Origin of the sequence: Aquimarina rhabdastrellae, from assembly GCA_947387485.1 — a bacterium.
Classification (GTDB): Bacteria; Bacteroidota; Bacteroidia; order Flavobacteriales; family Flavobacteriaceae; genus Aquimarina.
Window position 1 is genome coordinate 61,317 of sequence record CANDNT010000012.1, and the last position, 15,064, is coordinate 76,380.

A 15,064-nucleotide genomic window follows, 5' to 3' on the forward strand; every position below is an offset into this window, starting at 1 on the left:
AATGTATACGGTAAACATATTTGTTCCCCACGTCATGCTGACGTCATCTTTGCGTCATTGTATATAAAAGTTTGTATATGAGTTGTTAAGAGTTTACAGGGGGACATAAGACACCTTAATAAGATTGTTTATTCTAGCTGATATTAGATATCATTTACGTTTGAAAAATGTTTAGTTGAATCTATCCAATTCCATTCTGATTTTCCAAAATTTCCTGAATCTTCAATGACTTTTAAATGAGTTTCATTGATTATTTCAATTTTAATTTCTCCATATAAACAATCTTTCCCAACTGGGATATCTGACCAAGTCAACTCGATAAAATTGTCTATTATTTTTCCAAACCCAACATGACACCAATTTACTGCTAAACCATATTCTATAGTTTTTTGATTCATACCTAACCAGTAAATAGAATCTTCTACAATATTTATCCAAAATGGATTTTTTCCTTTTGATTTCCAATATCCAGGTTTAACTTTCATGGAGTGTTTTTTTATTAGACGAACAACAAATTTATAAAGAATATGGTTACTTTATATTCTAATCATTAATCCTTTTATAACAATAAAGATATCTGGGTTTTCTTTTAACAAAAGAACACATACTATCAGGTTAAAAGAGAGGAAATGATTTATATATGAAAAAAGTTGAATGCCTTTTTCTAATTAAAATAGATAAACATAGAAAGCCTATAATCTTCAAATAACTCTATTTTATAGTGCAGTGTGAGATATTTCACTCTACACTATTTTTTTTGTTTAAAGTTAGTTTTTGCTTTATTAAAATAAATTATTAACGAAATTAAAAATAGTAATACAGCTATTAGAATAACACTATAACCACTTGTAGGATCAAACTGTAAAGCTAATTTTAAATTAGCACCATTAAGTTTGGGAAACAAGACTAAAATTGTTATTGAAAAAAGAAAGCCTGAGATTAATAATAAATTGGGAAATATTTTTCTAGACAGTTTTATTGGAAAAGATAAACGCTTCCATTTTTTGATTTGAAATAAGAAAATAGCGAATAAGAGTAATACTATAACTGGTAAATTTCTATAGTAACGAAAAGAAGAGGTATTATTATATTTTTGATCCATTAAGATACTTGCAATTCCATCTATAATTTCTGAACTTGGAGTTTGATTTGAATTTATTAAGACTACGATCGATTTATTAATAGAAGGTAACATATACATACTAGATTCAAAACTCTTATTGGTTCCATTATGATAAAATATATCATTAAAAATGCGCCAACCAAGCCCATAACCAGATTTATTATTTTGATTAGGGGTGAATAATTGTTTTGTAGTATTGGGGTTTAATATAGTATTAGTGTCATTATTATAACTATTCATTAATTGACGTAAATAAATAGCCATATCATTAGCAGTGCTTGAAATCAGACCTGAAGGAATTTCTTGATCGTGAAAACTTTTCTTGAATTTTAATATAGGATAGTATAAAAAATATTGATAGCTATCTATTAAGTTTGAACTTGAACTAGTCGATGTTTCGTTTAAATTCATAGGTTTGGTAATATAAGTATATAAGCAATCTTCAAATTTCATACCTGTAACATGCTCAATTACGAAGCCTAATAATCTATAATTAGCATTAGAATACATATAAGGTTGTTCTGATAAATCCTGTGGTTCAAGCTTTTTAAGTATTTGAGCATAATAATTTTTATAATTAAAGCTTGTATCATTTTCTATAAAAGTTTCACCTATAGAAGTACTTATACCTGAAGTATGTTGAAGTAAATTTTTTAGAGTAATCTTATCAGAAATATTTTTATTTTTATATTCAAACCAATCTAGGTATTTATTGACAGGATCATCAATACTTAATATTCCTTTTTCTTGTAATAAGAGTGTAAGTAAAGCCGTAAAAGACTTACTATTTGATCCAATTAAATATTTATCACCTTTTTGAGCATCTCCAAAATGTTTTAGATATATAGTATTATGTTGATCTGTTATAGCGACAGCAATACTGGGGGAGTTATAAAAAGCTTTTTTGTTTTCGACAAATTCAGTGATTTCATTAATTTTTTTAGTAGTAAGTATGGAATCATTTTGAGCTGAGATTGATATGTAAGTGAAGAGCAAAATGAATAATAAAGTTGTTCTCATAAAGTTGTTTTTTTATAACGTAATCAGTTTAGTGTCTTAACTTTTTATAGTTAAAACATGATTTTTGAATGTTAAATCCGTGATTTTAGATTAGATTATTTTTTAGTAATAATTAGTACAGAGGTTATAGTACTATTAGTAAGCAAGGCGTTTATTTATCTAATTTTTTAAGCCTTTCTTGAGCAGCTATATTACCATCTATTTTGATAGCTTTTTTATAATATGCGATTGCTTCTTTTTTGTTACTTTCTTTTTCATGAAATTTTCCCATAGCAAAATAACTTCTAGAATCATTAGGATAAAAATGAAGATTGATTTCAAGAAAAGCTTTTGCTTTTTTGGGTAAATCATGAGTTTCTAGAATAAAGAATGCAACATCATTTACAAATTGCCAATCAGGTTTCATCTCTCTCTTAAAGTGTGTACTCAAGGTTTTAAAATGAGAATAATAAGGATCTGTAAGTTCTTTTGCCGTATAACCCTTAGGAGTATTAAACAGCCATCTTGCATTAAATTTATACCAGCTAAATAAGTTTTTTATTCCAGAATACATAGAAGGAATAATAAGACTTCTATGATCGTCATTAGGATAATATTCCCAAGTAACGTCAAGGTGTTTTTTATGTTTTACCAGAATGTCATGAAAGTTAAGGTTTGATCTTAAATGTTGAGTATGTCTATCATTCATTCTCCTAACTCTTACACTATCTACAGAGGTACTATTTGCGACAGCAACATAAAGTGATTTATCTTGATAGATATTTTTTTGAAGTAGTTTTTCAGAAGTGTCAACTAAAACCTGATTATCCCATGAAATAGATGGGTCAATAGCTAGATATTTGTCGAATATGCGTGGATGAGAAACATAAGTGTTTAATACAAAAAGACCTGCAAGAGAATATCCTACTAGAGTACTCATTTCATCTATTGGATATTTATTTTTAAGGTAGGGAGCTAATTCACATTCCATAAAATTCATGAAATTATCATAACCTCCAGAGTTTTTATAAGGCTCTCCACGTGAGGGCGGAACAACAGTAGGAGTGAAATCTCTAGTTCTATCTTTATTGGGAATTCCTACAATAATAGTTTTTGGCATATCCCACCTTTCTAGATGCCTTACGATACCTGTGATTGGATAAAACTGTTCTGAAGCATCTAATATATATAGGACAGGATATTTTTTCCCTTTTTCAACTTTATCAGGAAGATGTACCCAAACTTCTCGATATTCCTTAAGAGATCTTGAGTACATAGAATCTACAGTAGCAATAGTAATCTCTTTATTTCCGTTTTTAGAAAATTGTGAATTTGCTTGAAAATGTATGCTTATAATGACAATTATTAAAAGTATATTTTTCATTTAAAAGTGATTTTTGATGATTGTTTAACACGTTTATCTTAACGTAAATGTACATTCAAAAAAACTTAGAATTACAAGCAGAATAAGGGTTTGGTATAAAAAACACCTATTAGGGACGAAAATTATAAGGCTAAAACAACATCTTTGTATTTTTTAGAAATAGTGACTTCCATTTGGGTTACATAAATCGTGTTTTGATTTTTCCAAGATTTAAAATGAGAAGGATTTATTAAGTGAGATCGATGCACTTGTATTAAAAAAGGAACGGTTTGATAAATGTTTTTTAGTGAAGATCTTATTAGTTTTGAATTCAAAGTATTATTATCTAAAAAGAAAATCTCAACATAGTTTTGTGAACTTGAGACAGCGATTACATCAGATGGATATACTTTGAGGATGTCTAATTTATTATCACCCTTTATAGTGAGTAGACTTTCTTTATGAGGAATTAATTTTACCACATATATTCTAGCAAGTATTAAAATAGGAGTTAGAACGATAGAAATCCTTGCCATTAAAAATGAGAAATAGGTAAAACTATAAGCAGAATTTATCAAATCACTTTTTGAGTAAACATACAGTACAATTGTAAAAAGTAAACAGAAAAATACAATAGTTATAATTTCAAATGATACATTCCATCTTGAAAGCTTTTGATAAACTATTGCTTGTAACACAGCAACTATAGCATAGCAAAAGAAGCTTAATAAACCAAATCCAACACTTATAGGTACCCACTCATAATCAAACATAGGATCATCAAAAGGCCTAATAAAAAATCCAAAACAGAAAATCCAAAAACCTATAAATAATCCAACAAATAAGTGATGTTTTATAGATGGATTAAGTTTATTCATATATTGATAGTTTTTGATTTTTAAAATATTCTCAATAAATCTACTCAAAAATACAACTCTGATTAATATAAATTTTAAAGCGTTTTATAGACAGTTAAGATACGTTTTTATTCAAATTTAATATGCTCATGAAACATCTTGATTTCTTTTCATTTTTTGAAATCCATGTACTTTTTCCAGACTTTATTTCATTGCTCATTTTAAATATGTTTTAGTTTATTGTTTAATTCTTGCGAAATTTCGTCATAAGATTTTCCAAGATCATCAATGAATCCGTGTTTAATTCCAAAAGCTAGTTCATTAATTAGTTCTTTCTCGATTTCGGTTAAAGGAATGCGTTTTTTACTCAAAGAATCTATCGCGTTGGTTTCAAAAAAAAAGATACTATTTAAAAAGGGAATAAATGTTAATTCATTAGTATTAAAAGCTTTTATTCCGCCATATTTTTCTTCATAAACTAAGAAGTTATGGAATCTGTTGAGCACATATTTAGCTGCTTTAATATCAGCGATTAAGACATAACCTCTAAAATACTTTGTACTTGAAGTTCCGTAAACTATTTTAAGTTTTTCTTCCCAATCGTTTATATCAACTTTAAGCTTGTCATATTTTTCAACTACATCAATTTCATTGCCATTACATACTACATACCAATAGTTTGATTTAATACCTAATGAAGGATTAAATCCTTGTGTATTATAACCTTGCTGAGTCCATCCCATTTTAAGTTACTGTAAGTGGTTTTTTATATGATTATAATCCTTGTTTTGCAGAGCAGTTATAAAATCAAACAAATACATTTTATTCATATCTTGAAACAAAGCAATACGCGAACTTATTATTCTTGTCATAAGCTTTTTCTGACCTTAGTAGACCATTATCATAATATTCATAATAGGTCGTTAACCATATTTTACCATACCTATCATATTTAATAGATTTAATTAAAATATCATTATCATATATTTCTTCTTCGACATCTTTCCATTTCTTATCTCTTAAAGATCTTTCAATTAGAATTGTTTTTTTTCCTTTAGAATATTTGTATTCTGTTTTATAAATATTAGTTGTTCCATCATTACTATAGATTTGATTGTTAGTTTGAGTAATCAAACCTTTAGCATCATAGAAAAACTCCTTTATTTTTTTAGTGACATAACTGATTTTAATATTAGGTCTATTCAATATTCTAGGTTCATAGACTTTGATTTCTTTTACTTTTTTCCCCTCATCATTATATATTAAAGATTTTGTCCATTCAAGATTTCCTCTTTTTGACCATGGATAGTATTTGATTAAGGATAGATTACCTTTATCAAAAAACTTAATTCTTGTTGTAGTATCTATACTTATAAACTTATTTGGTTCTTCAAAAGCACTATCAATTTCTAAAGTTTTTAAGGAATCTTTAAAGTATTCGTAAATGATTTTTTTTTGGATATAATATACATCACTTATATATCCTATTTCCTTAATTTTTTTACCTGTTTTAGCATTAAAATGGATGCTTTTTAATTCTTTGAAAGGTAATCTATAATTATTTGAAGAAGAATCTAATGTAATAGTTAACCTTTTTATATTATATGTTGTAATTTCCTTGTCTGATATTGAAACTTTAGGGCTTTGTGAGTATAAATTCAGTGATGTTATTATTGAGAAAAGAAGAATAATTAAGAATTTCATTTATTTTTTGACTAATGATTGTTATAAATACGAATTTAAAAATGGTGACATTTAATTTTATTCGATATGGCTTAAACTTGGAATGTTACTTTTATCGAATAATGGTTTATAATGATCAAAAAAGCTTTTAAATTTTTCTTGATCAACAGTAATGTTTAAGAATTGTATAGCATCTAGAAGTAGATCAGTAAAAATTGCTTTTGAGCTTAACGTATCTTCAAGTAAATATGTTAGAAACGTATTTTTTGTACTGTATTTAGTTTAGGAATGTCATATCCTTCGATACCCCACTGACCAGAAAGACTACCAGATCTAGCTGCAAGCAAGAATAATGTTTGGTCGCAAATCTTCCACTTGTTGAGTAATAATTCGATGAAGAAGGATTCGTATACTTCATGATTTAAATCAAAAGTTCTTAAAACAGTAACGAAATCGAAAATGTAGCGCTTATCGTGAAAAGCAAGAGCAAAAACAATACTAAGACCCATAGGTATTTCCTCATTCATCCAAACGGGTTCAATACTGTTTCTATGAATAACTATTTGAGTGATTTTTTTTAATTTCTCAATACTACCGCTAGTTTTAATGACTTTTAAATAAAAAGCGAGCTCACTATAATTAGGTATTTTTGGATGTATTGAATTTTCTAAGACTATTAAGTTTCCTGTCAATTGATCATAAAACTCAATTCCTGAATTTTCAAAACTATCTCTGGCTATATGCTCATAATTATTAAATATATGATCAAGTGTATCTAAGATACTTTGATCTGAAGAAAGGTCTACATGTATTATATGATTTATTTTTGTGATGCAATTTAATTAGAGATAAGAATCAGCGTGTTTTTATATAATGCTGAGGTATATGTTAATCTTCTTTAGCTTCAGTAGGAGTGAACTCCCATTTATCCCATGGTTCAAAGACTTCGAGAATATTATCAAAATTTCTATTATCCCACATACTTACGATGAATGAACTTAAGTTTTCAGTTATTTCTTTCCACGTGACATTTTGAAAAACACCAATCTGATAATGACTACGATCCCAAGTGCCTATCATTTCCAAATCGGGTAAATACATTAATATTCCCAGAGGAGTGTAATATTCAGAATCTTTTATGAAGTTAATGGCTCTTCCTGTATAAATGCCATGATCTTTTTTTGGGTCTTTTCCTTTTGGGGAAAAATATGCTCTTTCGTCATCTAAACCATAACTATATATTTTAGGATAAAACTCTTGAACCTCATCTGCCTTACATAATGTGAATTTCCCTTGACTGGTTTCAACTTCAATATTCTTGTTTCCCAAAAATGACTTTATTTCTTCTAATGATACCATATTAAATAATTAATATTCCTGATTTTGTGATAAATAACAATAATCCTATGAAAGAGTATAGGTAAGTTTTATTATATATGTATTTAAACCAATTGATATTGAATTTCCAATGTTTTGTAAAGCTAAAACAAAATTTTTACATGTACTTACTGTTTGAGAATTTGTTAAGATAAATAAATGGCTTTAGTAGCATTTTCCGTTTAGTTTAATGTAAATATCTTGAATTTTTATAGTTAAGATCATATCCAAAACTAAGAAATAGCATTACCATGCGCGTATTTTTCCTTGATGCCAAAAATTACCGCTTTCAGGAATGTTACTTAATAAATTTTTAATATCATTAGCAACTTCTTGAGGTTTTCTTGTTGCATCTGTACCTCCCATATCAGTTTGAGTCCATCCTGGATCAAAAGAAGAGACAATTATATTTTGATTTTCAAGTCTTTTTGCCAATAATTTAGTATACATATTTAAGGCAGCTTTAGACATTTTATAATGTGGTTGAAATTCATCAAAATTCTTTTCGCTAAAAGAACCCCAATCTGAAGTAATATTGATTATTTGTCCATTTTTATTAAAATTAGGAATAAGCTTTTCGGTTAGCTCAATTGTTCCAAATAAATTTACATTAAAGGTTTGCCTTAAGTATTCGAGATTTATTGCAGATTCGTTCCAGTTTTCTAGTAAAATGCCTGCATTATTAACAAGAAAATCAATCTTTGTATTCCCAATAAGATTAGCAAAATCATTTATAGATTTACTTTTAGAAAGATTTAAAGGAAAACATTCAAAATTTGATTTTGTGATAGCGCAATTCCCAGTTGTAGAAGTGCCTATAATTTTCATGTTTTCATTTTCTGTTAGCAAATCAACTGTAGCAAAACCAATTCCTCTGCTACAACCAGTTATTATTCCTGTTTTCATTTTTATTAGATTTTAATGAGCTATATAGTGCTCTAAACTATCGAGAAAGTAAGAGTTAGGAGTGAACTTATTCAACTCTGATTTTACAAATATTATATATAAGTCTAGTATTTTGCTTAGGAAGTTATTTTAGTTCAAATGTAAATTTTTCATGGGTATTTATAAACTGCTCCCTTTTATAAAATCGATGTGAATCAGTTCGTTTTTTGTTTGAAGTGACTTCTAATTGTGCGATTCCGTTTTGTTTAGCAATACGTTTTAGTTCGTCAATTAACTTTTTTCCGATGCCCATTTTTCTGTTTTCTGGATTTACATACATTTCTTGAATTTCGGCTATCTTTTGTCCAGAATGATGTAACAAATATTGAGCATGACAACTTATAAAACCAACTGGTTCTTTATTTAATTCAGCAATCAAATAAATGAAATTTGTATTCTTTATATTCAGTTCAAAAGCTTTTTTTATGGTATTAATTTCGAAAACTTCACCTTCTAATTCATTCACAAATTGATAAATCGCAATAAAATCAGTTTCATTTGCTTGTCTGACAGTAATTTCAACTTCCATTTTAACTGAATCCATAATTTTTATTTAATGAAGCTTTTAGTTTGCACACAAATTGGAGAATATTATACACTATTGTTAAATCATCATAATCTATTACATTCCGTTGTGTTATGTAAATCAAATGTAATAGATTATTGAATAGTAACTATTATTTATGTCAATATATGATTAGAATTCTATTTATTTATCAGTTCTAGTGCAAAATTCATTTGAGTATCTACATTGTTTAAAAAATCTTCAAAAGTCTGTGTTATAGTATAATCAGGAATGATTCCTCTATTGTAGAATTGATTAGATTTTTTAGGAACATCTTGTTCTATATTATCTATAGAAAATTCGGTTACAATTTTTGATTTTGGTAAAACATATTCAAATCCTGTGTGTCCGTTATGTCCATAATATCCTCCATTAGTCTCTTCACCAATTGTAGTGGTATTTTCATTTCCTGCTAGCATAGCTGCAAATAAACTACCAGCCGAAGCAACTTTTGGGCTAATCAATAGGTATATATTTTGAGTAAAAGCATTCTTGTTAGGTGTTCTAACTTTCATTTCATTCGTTTCTTTACTTATAAAATATTTACCATTCTTTTCGTTTGGGAATCTTTTTTGGAAATAACGATTGAATTTTCCAACTCCAAATGGTCGTAAAAAAGTAGGGATTGAAGAATTGTAATATCTCAATAATGGTATTTTATTAAAACTAATCCAAACTTTTTTACTTTCTTGAAACTTTCTCGAAGTCAAATATGAATATGTTATGACATCATTAGGATCAGTACCACCGCCATTATTGCGAACATCTACGATTAAATTTTTAATAGTAGTTTTTTTAATGTTTACAAAGATACTGTCTAACCATTTTTTATATAGATTATGTTCTATTGATTTTTCATTGTCTCCGATACTAAAAGAATTTATAGTTAGAATCCCAGTATTTTTGTTTATTTGATTATAAGTGTAGATTTCATTTTTATTAGGCCTATTATATTGCAATCGGTCAAAAACTTTAGAATGTCTATTTTTGAAATTCTTTAGATAGTCAGAATATCCCACACTTTTTACTACAACAGATTTTTTTACATCTGAATCTTTAGTTTTATAGGTTATTTTAAAATCGTTTTCAAGACCATATAGGTATCTATAGTATTTGCTGAAAGAACGATTAATTCCGATTTGCTTTCCCGTTTTATTAATTCCATCTGTTGTATAGAACTTGTACATATTAGGAATGATATCTGTGATTTTTTGATTGTTAATTGAAATTATTTCGGCCCCTAGTGGGATGTTGTCAATTTGAAAATTCAGATAAACTTTATGAGCTATAATTTTTACTGGAAACGGAAAGTATCCTGATTTTTCTGTTTTCACAGTTTCAAATCTTTTTTGTGGAAAGAGAGTATTGTTATGTAAACTTCCTTCGTAGTCTGTAAGAATCGAAATCAGATTATAAAAATCTCTATAAGTCGAAAGATTATTAATTTCTTGTTCTGCCCAAGAATAAATGCTATCGATTTGTTTTTTAGTTCGGTATTTATAAAGTCCAGAGTTTGCTTTTAGGCGAATTTCTTTAAAAACTTTTAAATCTTTCCACATTTTCTTTTGCGAAAAATTTGCATCGATAGATTGTGAAAAAGGAGTATTAGATATAATTGAAAATATAAAAAATAAATAGAGTGTTTTTTTCATCTGAGCGTTGTTTTTTCAAATGTAAGTACACAATAAAAAGAAAGCTTGTATAATATTGGCAATTATTAAAGTTTAGTATATCTTGATTGATATTCTTTTGGCGAAATACCCATATAACGTTTAAAGGTTTTGGAAAAATGAGCTAAGTCAGAAAAATTGTATTGATATGCTAAATCAGTAAGCCCAGCATTTAGGGTGATTTGCTTTTTAGAAGAAAATACTTTTTTCATCAAAATATAGTTCATGGGAGTTAATCCAGTAGAAGCTTTAAATTTTTTTACAAATCCATATTTATTAATGTTAGCCATTTTTGAAAGCTCATCTAGAGAAAACTTATCGCAGATGTTATTGTCTATGTAACATTTTATTTCTGCAAAATCGTAAGAATACTTTTCGTCGTATTCGTTTTTGTTTTCTTCAGAGAGGAGTTTTAATGTATTTGCAAATTGCTTTAGGAACAGTTCAATAGTTTTTGAATTCTTTGAATCAATAGCCTCGATAAGTTCTATAAAGGATTGATTTACGTTTTCATTATTGATTTTTCGGTTATTAAACCTAATGTTTTTTCCATTAAATAAATATTTCATTAAGTCATTTGATAAATATAGAGTATCAAACTTTAAAGAACTATTTTTATCTACTAGAGGATTTGCATGTATTTCGTATGGATTGGTAATCGAAATACTTCCGTTTTCACTAAAAATACTTTGATGTTCAAAATCAAGTTGTTCAACTCCACTATGTATTAATGAAATACAAAATGTTTCATGAAAATGTTTAGGAAAATCAATAGTTTGATTTTCTATACTTATATATTCTAAATTATCAAATAACATATTTGTTTATTAGAGGTAGCATTAGATTTAATCTGATTGTTGTGTATAATTTCGTTACATGTTTCGTTAAAGTTAGAAAATAAATCAGAGATTGAAAGTCTGAAGAGATATTCATAAATAAGCAAATACAAGCAATGAGATATATATAATGTAGCTGTTGCACAGGTATTAGATAAGAATAGTATTCTTTGAGAAGTTAATGTATTTAAAATAAACTAAGAATTAGTTTGAAGATATTGAATTAATATATGCTTTTGGACTCATACCTGTTTTCTTTTTAAAGAGTTTGCTGAAGCTTTGACGTTGTTCAAATCCTAAATCATAAGCTATTTCACTTATCGAATCTGATGAATTCAATAATAAATTTTTTGCTTTTTCAATCAGGAAGTAATGAATATGATCAATAGCACTCTTACCAGTTTCCTGTTTTAATAAATCACCAAGATAATTAGATGACAAGTGTAATTGTTCAGCACAATATTTGACAGATGGCAATCCATTGTTTTTGACAAGATCTGACTCAAAATAATCAAATAATATTTTTTCAAATCGAGCTACAATTCCTTTGCTATGATGACTACGGGTGATAAATTGCCTACCATAATAGCGATTACAATAATTAAGTAAGACTTCAATATTTGAAGCAATTAAATCATGACTATAAGGATCTAACTTATCGCTAAATTCTTCTTGAATAGTTTGAAGTATAGAAAATAAAGTATTTTTTTCTTTATCAGATAAATGAAGTGCTTCATTCATATTGTATGAAAAGAATGTGTACTTCTTAATATTAGCGTTTAACGGACTGGATCGAATTAAATCAGGATGAAAATACAATCCCCAGCCTTCCATAAATGCATCTTTTTCAATATCTGTTACGATACTTAATTGCTCAGGAGCCATACATAAAAGTGAAGCTTCAGAGAAATCATAATCCTTTCTTCCATAGATAACACCAGCGCCTTTAACTTTTTTTAATGCAATTGAATAAAAACCAAAAATTTTGCGGGTACCACTTTTAATCGCATGTATATTTATTTTCGAAAAATCTATAAACGTAATCAGGGGATGAGTTGGTTTTTCAGGATATCCGAAAAACTCATGAAGTTTACTGGTAGAATTTATTTTAACGATCTCGCTCATAATGGAACTTTTCTAATATCAAAGTTAAGGTTTTAGTTTTAAGAAATCATGAAGTGTGGTAGCAATAGATTCATCAAGGGGTTTTTATGATTAACCTATTTGATTTACATTAAAAACCCGTTCTTATCTGCTTCAATTGGATCAGGTATATCTTTATCGTTTATCATTTCTCGAATATCTATTTCTATTGTTCTAGAAATAGCTGTAATTGGTACGTCATTATAAGTTCCTTCAAAAGGATTTTCTGATGAATTCCCGATTTTTTCCATTAATATAAATACCCATATAACCAGAGCACTTAAAACAGGACATAACCAAATCCAAACTTCTTTTTCACTCATAACATCCATTAATCCAAAGGGAACCAAAGTGCAAAAAACAAGTGTAATCCATTCTCCTATTGATGTGTATTGCCTAGGAAGAGGAAAATTCTTTATCCTTTCTGATTTACCCTGATCTTCATAAAAAGATGTTATTAATTGATGCAATTCCATTTGCCTGAAATCTTCAAAATAGTTCATGTCTCTAAGCCCTTGTAATCTCTGAGATTGCAATTTGAGGATTTGTGTTGCTTTATTGGAATTGTTCTTAATATCATTGAGTTCTTTTTCAGAAATATATAAAGCCAATTCAGTATCTAATTTTGTATTATAGTCTTCACTTATAGTTGGAGCATATAATCCATTTAGCCTATCATTGATATGCTCCCATGGTCTACTTACACGCAGTTGATGTCTTAATGCTGTTATCCAGGCAATATGTCTATAAATTAATTCTTTCTTGATTTCGTCTTGATTATCACCTTGAACAAATGAAACCACAGGAGCACTAAAAGTTCGACTATTGTTTACGATACTTCCCCAAATTTTCCGAGCTTCCCAAATTCTATCATAAGAACTATTATTTTTAAATCCTAGATAGAATGCTACTGCAATACCTATTAAACCCAATGGAGACCAAGGAATAGACATCTTAAATTCTAATAAATACGAGATAAAGCATAAAGTACCACTATATATCACACCAATAATGAAAGGCCATTTTGACCAACTAATTACTCGCCAAAGACTGACTCGTTTTTTTACATACATTTTTGAACTTTTAAAATTATTAGTATAAAGAATCTGAGTTATATGGCCATTAGATATTCTAGATACCTGAACATTATAATAGTGATGATCCTTATTCAATGCACTAAAACATTACATTTTTTCTAGATTAAGTTCAATTTTGAAGCTCTTAAATACTGTTTTAAGCATTTAAGATTAACCAATTTTAGAATAGATAAATTTTCACTGCCATAATTTTTAAATTAAAGCAGTGAAAAACGTTTTAGAAATACAGATTTATCCTAAAAAATTTGGTTGACCGTTTGAAGCCATAACTCCTCCGTCAACTGGTAGGATAGCTCCAGTAATAAAGCTTGCATCCTCACTTAAAAGAAAAGCTATAGGAGCAGCAATTTCATCTGGTCTAGCAGCTCGACCTAAAGGCATACGATTTTTAACCTTAGCCATCATTTCTTCACTTCCAGTTACAAAGGAAGCCATATCGGTATCTGTTAAACTAGGTGCTACTGCGTTAATACGTACTCCTTGTGATCCTAATTCTAGAGCTAAAGAGTGAGTGAAGTTAGTCACGGCTCCTTTGGAAGCACAATAAGGACTAAATGTCCAATCTCCACGAACACCTGAAACAGAAGAAACATTAACAATGGATCCTTTTACTTTTTTCAAATGATCGATAGACATATTAATAGTATTAAAAACCCCTTCTACGTTAATAGCCATTACTTTTTGCCAATCCTCAATAGTTACATCACCAATTGAACCGCCAACAACTACTGCTGCATTATTAATAAGTCCATCTAATCGACCAAATTTCTTAAGGTGAGCAGTGATTAATGTATTAACATCCTCACGATTTGTAACATCTCCTGGTATAGCAAGAGTTTGATCAGGTTGCGCTATATCAGCAAGAACCTCTTCAAGTTTACCTTGTCGACGTCCAAAAATAGTTACTGACCAACCATCTTTCACTAATCTTTTAGCTGTAGCAGCACCCATTCCTGTACCACCACCTGTAATAATTGCTGATTTCTTTAATTCAGTCATAATTTTTCCTTTTTATTAAACGTTGAATAAGCCAAATGACTTATATAATATTTTCTGTAGGACTATGTTTAATAGCTTCATTTATTGCGTATTAAACTTGTGTGATAATCATCTTTAATTACCATTACAAAATTAGATTGAAAGGTGTTTTTGTATGAAGCCATTTTACAGAAATGGGAAGTCATATTACAGATGCTTTATTAAAATTTGAATGCCATTTAGAGTAATAGTAGTTTTTATTAGAAAGAGGTTATCTTCTTTGTAAGCTCATACAACAGTTATTTTATTAGCTTTAATTCCACTTTGAATTAAGCTGTCAATTTGATTTACTATTCCAATTGGAGATTAGTAGGCAATTATATTTCCGTTTTTTTTACTTATAGTTTTATCTCATTAGGATTAAATTT

Annotated in this window: 15 protein-coding genes; all 15 read right to left on the bottom strand. The window is 28.3% G+C overall.

The window, feature by feature from the left end:
- Positions 1–143 precede the first annotated feature (143 nt).
- The 15 genes from ACYEKI_RS15995 to budC all read right to left on the bottom strand — a co-directional run bounded on the left by ACYEKI_RS15995 (position 144) and on the right by budC (position 14,657).
- Complete coding sequence (locus ACYEKI_RS15995) at positions 144–485, bottom strand: hypothetical protein (RefSeq protein ID WP_459212208.1); 342 nt, start codon at positions 483–485, stop codon at positions 144–146.
- 263 nt (positions 486–748) lie between these two features.
- Positions 749–2,143, bottom strand: a complete 1,395-nt coding sequence (locus tag ACYEKI_RS16000) for a serine hydrolase domain-containing protein (RefSeq protein ID WP_459212209.1) — start codon at positions 2,141–2,143, stop codon at positions 749–751.
- A gap of 151 nt (positions 2,144–2,294) precedes the next feature.
- Complete coding sequence (locus tag ACYEKI_RS16005) at positions 2,295–3,506, bottom strand: alpha/beta hydrolase-fold protein (RefSeq protein WP_459212210.1); 1,212 nt, start codon at positions 3,504–3,506, stop codon at positions 2,295–2,297.
- 122 nt (positions 3,507–3,628) lie between these two features.
- On the bottom strand, positions 3,629–4,363 hold the full coding sequence (locus tag ACYEKI_RS16010; RefSeq protein WP_459212211.1) for a LytTR family transcriptional regulator DNA-binding domain-containing protein: 735 nt from the start codon (positions 4,361–4,363) through the stop codon (positions 3,629–3,631).
- A gap of 200 nt (positions 4,364–4,563) precedes the next feature.
- On the bottom strand, positions 4,564–5,085 hold the full coding sequence (locus ACYEKI_RS16015; RefSeq protein WP_459212212.1) for a hypothetical protein: 522 nt from the start codon (positions 5,083–5,085) through the stop codon (positions 4,564–4,566).
- Between the two features lie 79 nt (positions 5,086–5,164).
- On the bottom strand, positions 5,165–6,046 hold the full coding sequence (locus ACYEKI_RS16020) for a hypothetical protein (protein WP_459212213.1): 882 nt from the start codon (positions 6,044–6,046) through the stop codon (positions 5,165–5,167).
- 230 nt (positions 6,047–6,276) lie between these two features.
- Entirely contained in the window at positions 6,277–6,717 is a 441-nt protein-coding gene (locus ACYEKI_RS16025; protein ID WP_459212214.1) for a hypothetical protein, read from the bottom strand.
- A gap of 196 nt (positions 6,718–6,913) precedes the next feature.
- Positions 6,914–7,384 (bottom strand): hypothetical protein, encoded by a 471-nt coding sequence (locus tag ACYEKI_RS16030; RefSeq protein ID WP_459212215.1) that lies wholly within the window; start codon positions 7,382–7,384, stop codon positions 6,914–6,916.
- A 264-nt stretch (positions 7,385–7,648) separates the two neighbouring features.
- Positions 7,649–8,308: an SDR family NAD(P)-dependent oxidoreductase gene (locus tag ACYEKI_RS16035; protein WP_459212216.1), complete on the bottom strand. Its 660-nt coding sequence runs from the start codon at positions 8,306–8,308 to the stop codon at positions 7,649–7,651.
- Between the two features lie 124 nt (positions 8,309–8,432).
- On the bottom strand, positions 8,433–8,891 hold the full coding sequence (locus ACYEKI_RS16040) for a GNAT family N-acetyltransferase (RefSeq protein WP_459212217.1): 459 nt from the start codon (positions 8,889–8,891) through the stop codon (positions 8,433–8,435).
- Between the two features lie 161 nt (positions 8,892–9,052).
- The gene (locus tag ACYEKI_RS16045) at positions 9,053–10,564 is read right to left on the bottom strand and encodes a S41 family peptidase (RefSeq protein WP_459212218.1); all 1,512 of its coding nucleotides are present in this window, start codon (positions 10,562–10,564) and stop codon (positions 9,053–9,055) included.
- A 65-nt stretch (positions 10,565–10,629) separates the two neighbouring features.
- A complete protein-coding gene (locus ACYEKI_RS16050) occupies positions 10,630–11,400 on the bottom strand; it encodes an AraC family transcriptional regulator (protein WP_459212219.1) in 771 nt (256 codons plus the stop codon).
- Between the two features lie 222 nt (positions 11,401–11,622).
- Positions 11,623–12,543: a helix-turn-helix domain-containing protein gene (locus ACYEKI_RS16055; RefSeq protein ID WP_459212220.1), complete on the bottom strand. Its 921-nt coding sequence runs from the start codon at positions 12,541–12,543 to the stop codon at positions 11,623–11,625.
- 104 nt (positions 12,544–12,647) lie between these two features.
- On the bottom strand, positions 12,648–13,634 hold the full coding sequence (locus ACYEKI_RS16060; protein WP_459212221.1) for a bestrophin family protein: 987 nt from the start codon (positions 13,632–13,634) through the stop codon (positions 12,648–12,650).
- Positions 13,635–13,889: 255 nt separating this feature from the next.
- Positions 13,890–14,657, bottom strand: coding sequence for a meso-2,3-butanediol dehydrogenase (gene budC, locus ACYEKI_RS16065; protein ID WP_459212222.1), 768 nt, complete (start codon positions 14,655–14,657; stop codon positions 13,890–13,892).
- Between the last annotated feature and the right edge of the window lie 407 nt (positions 14,658–15,064).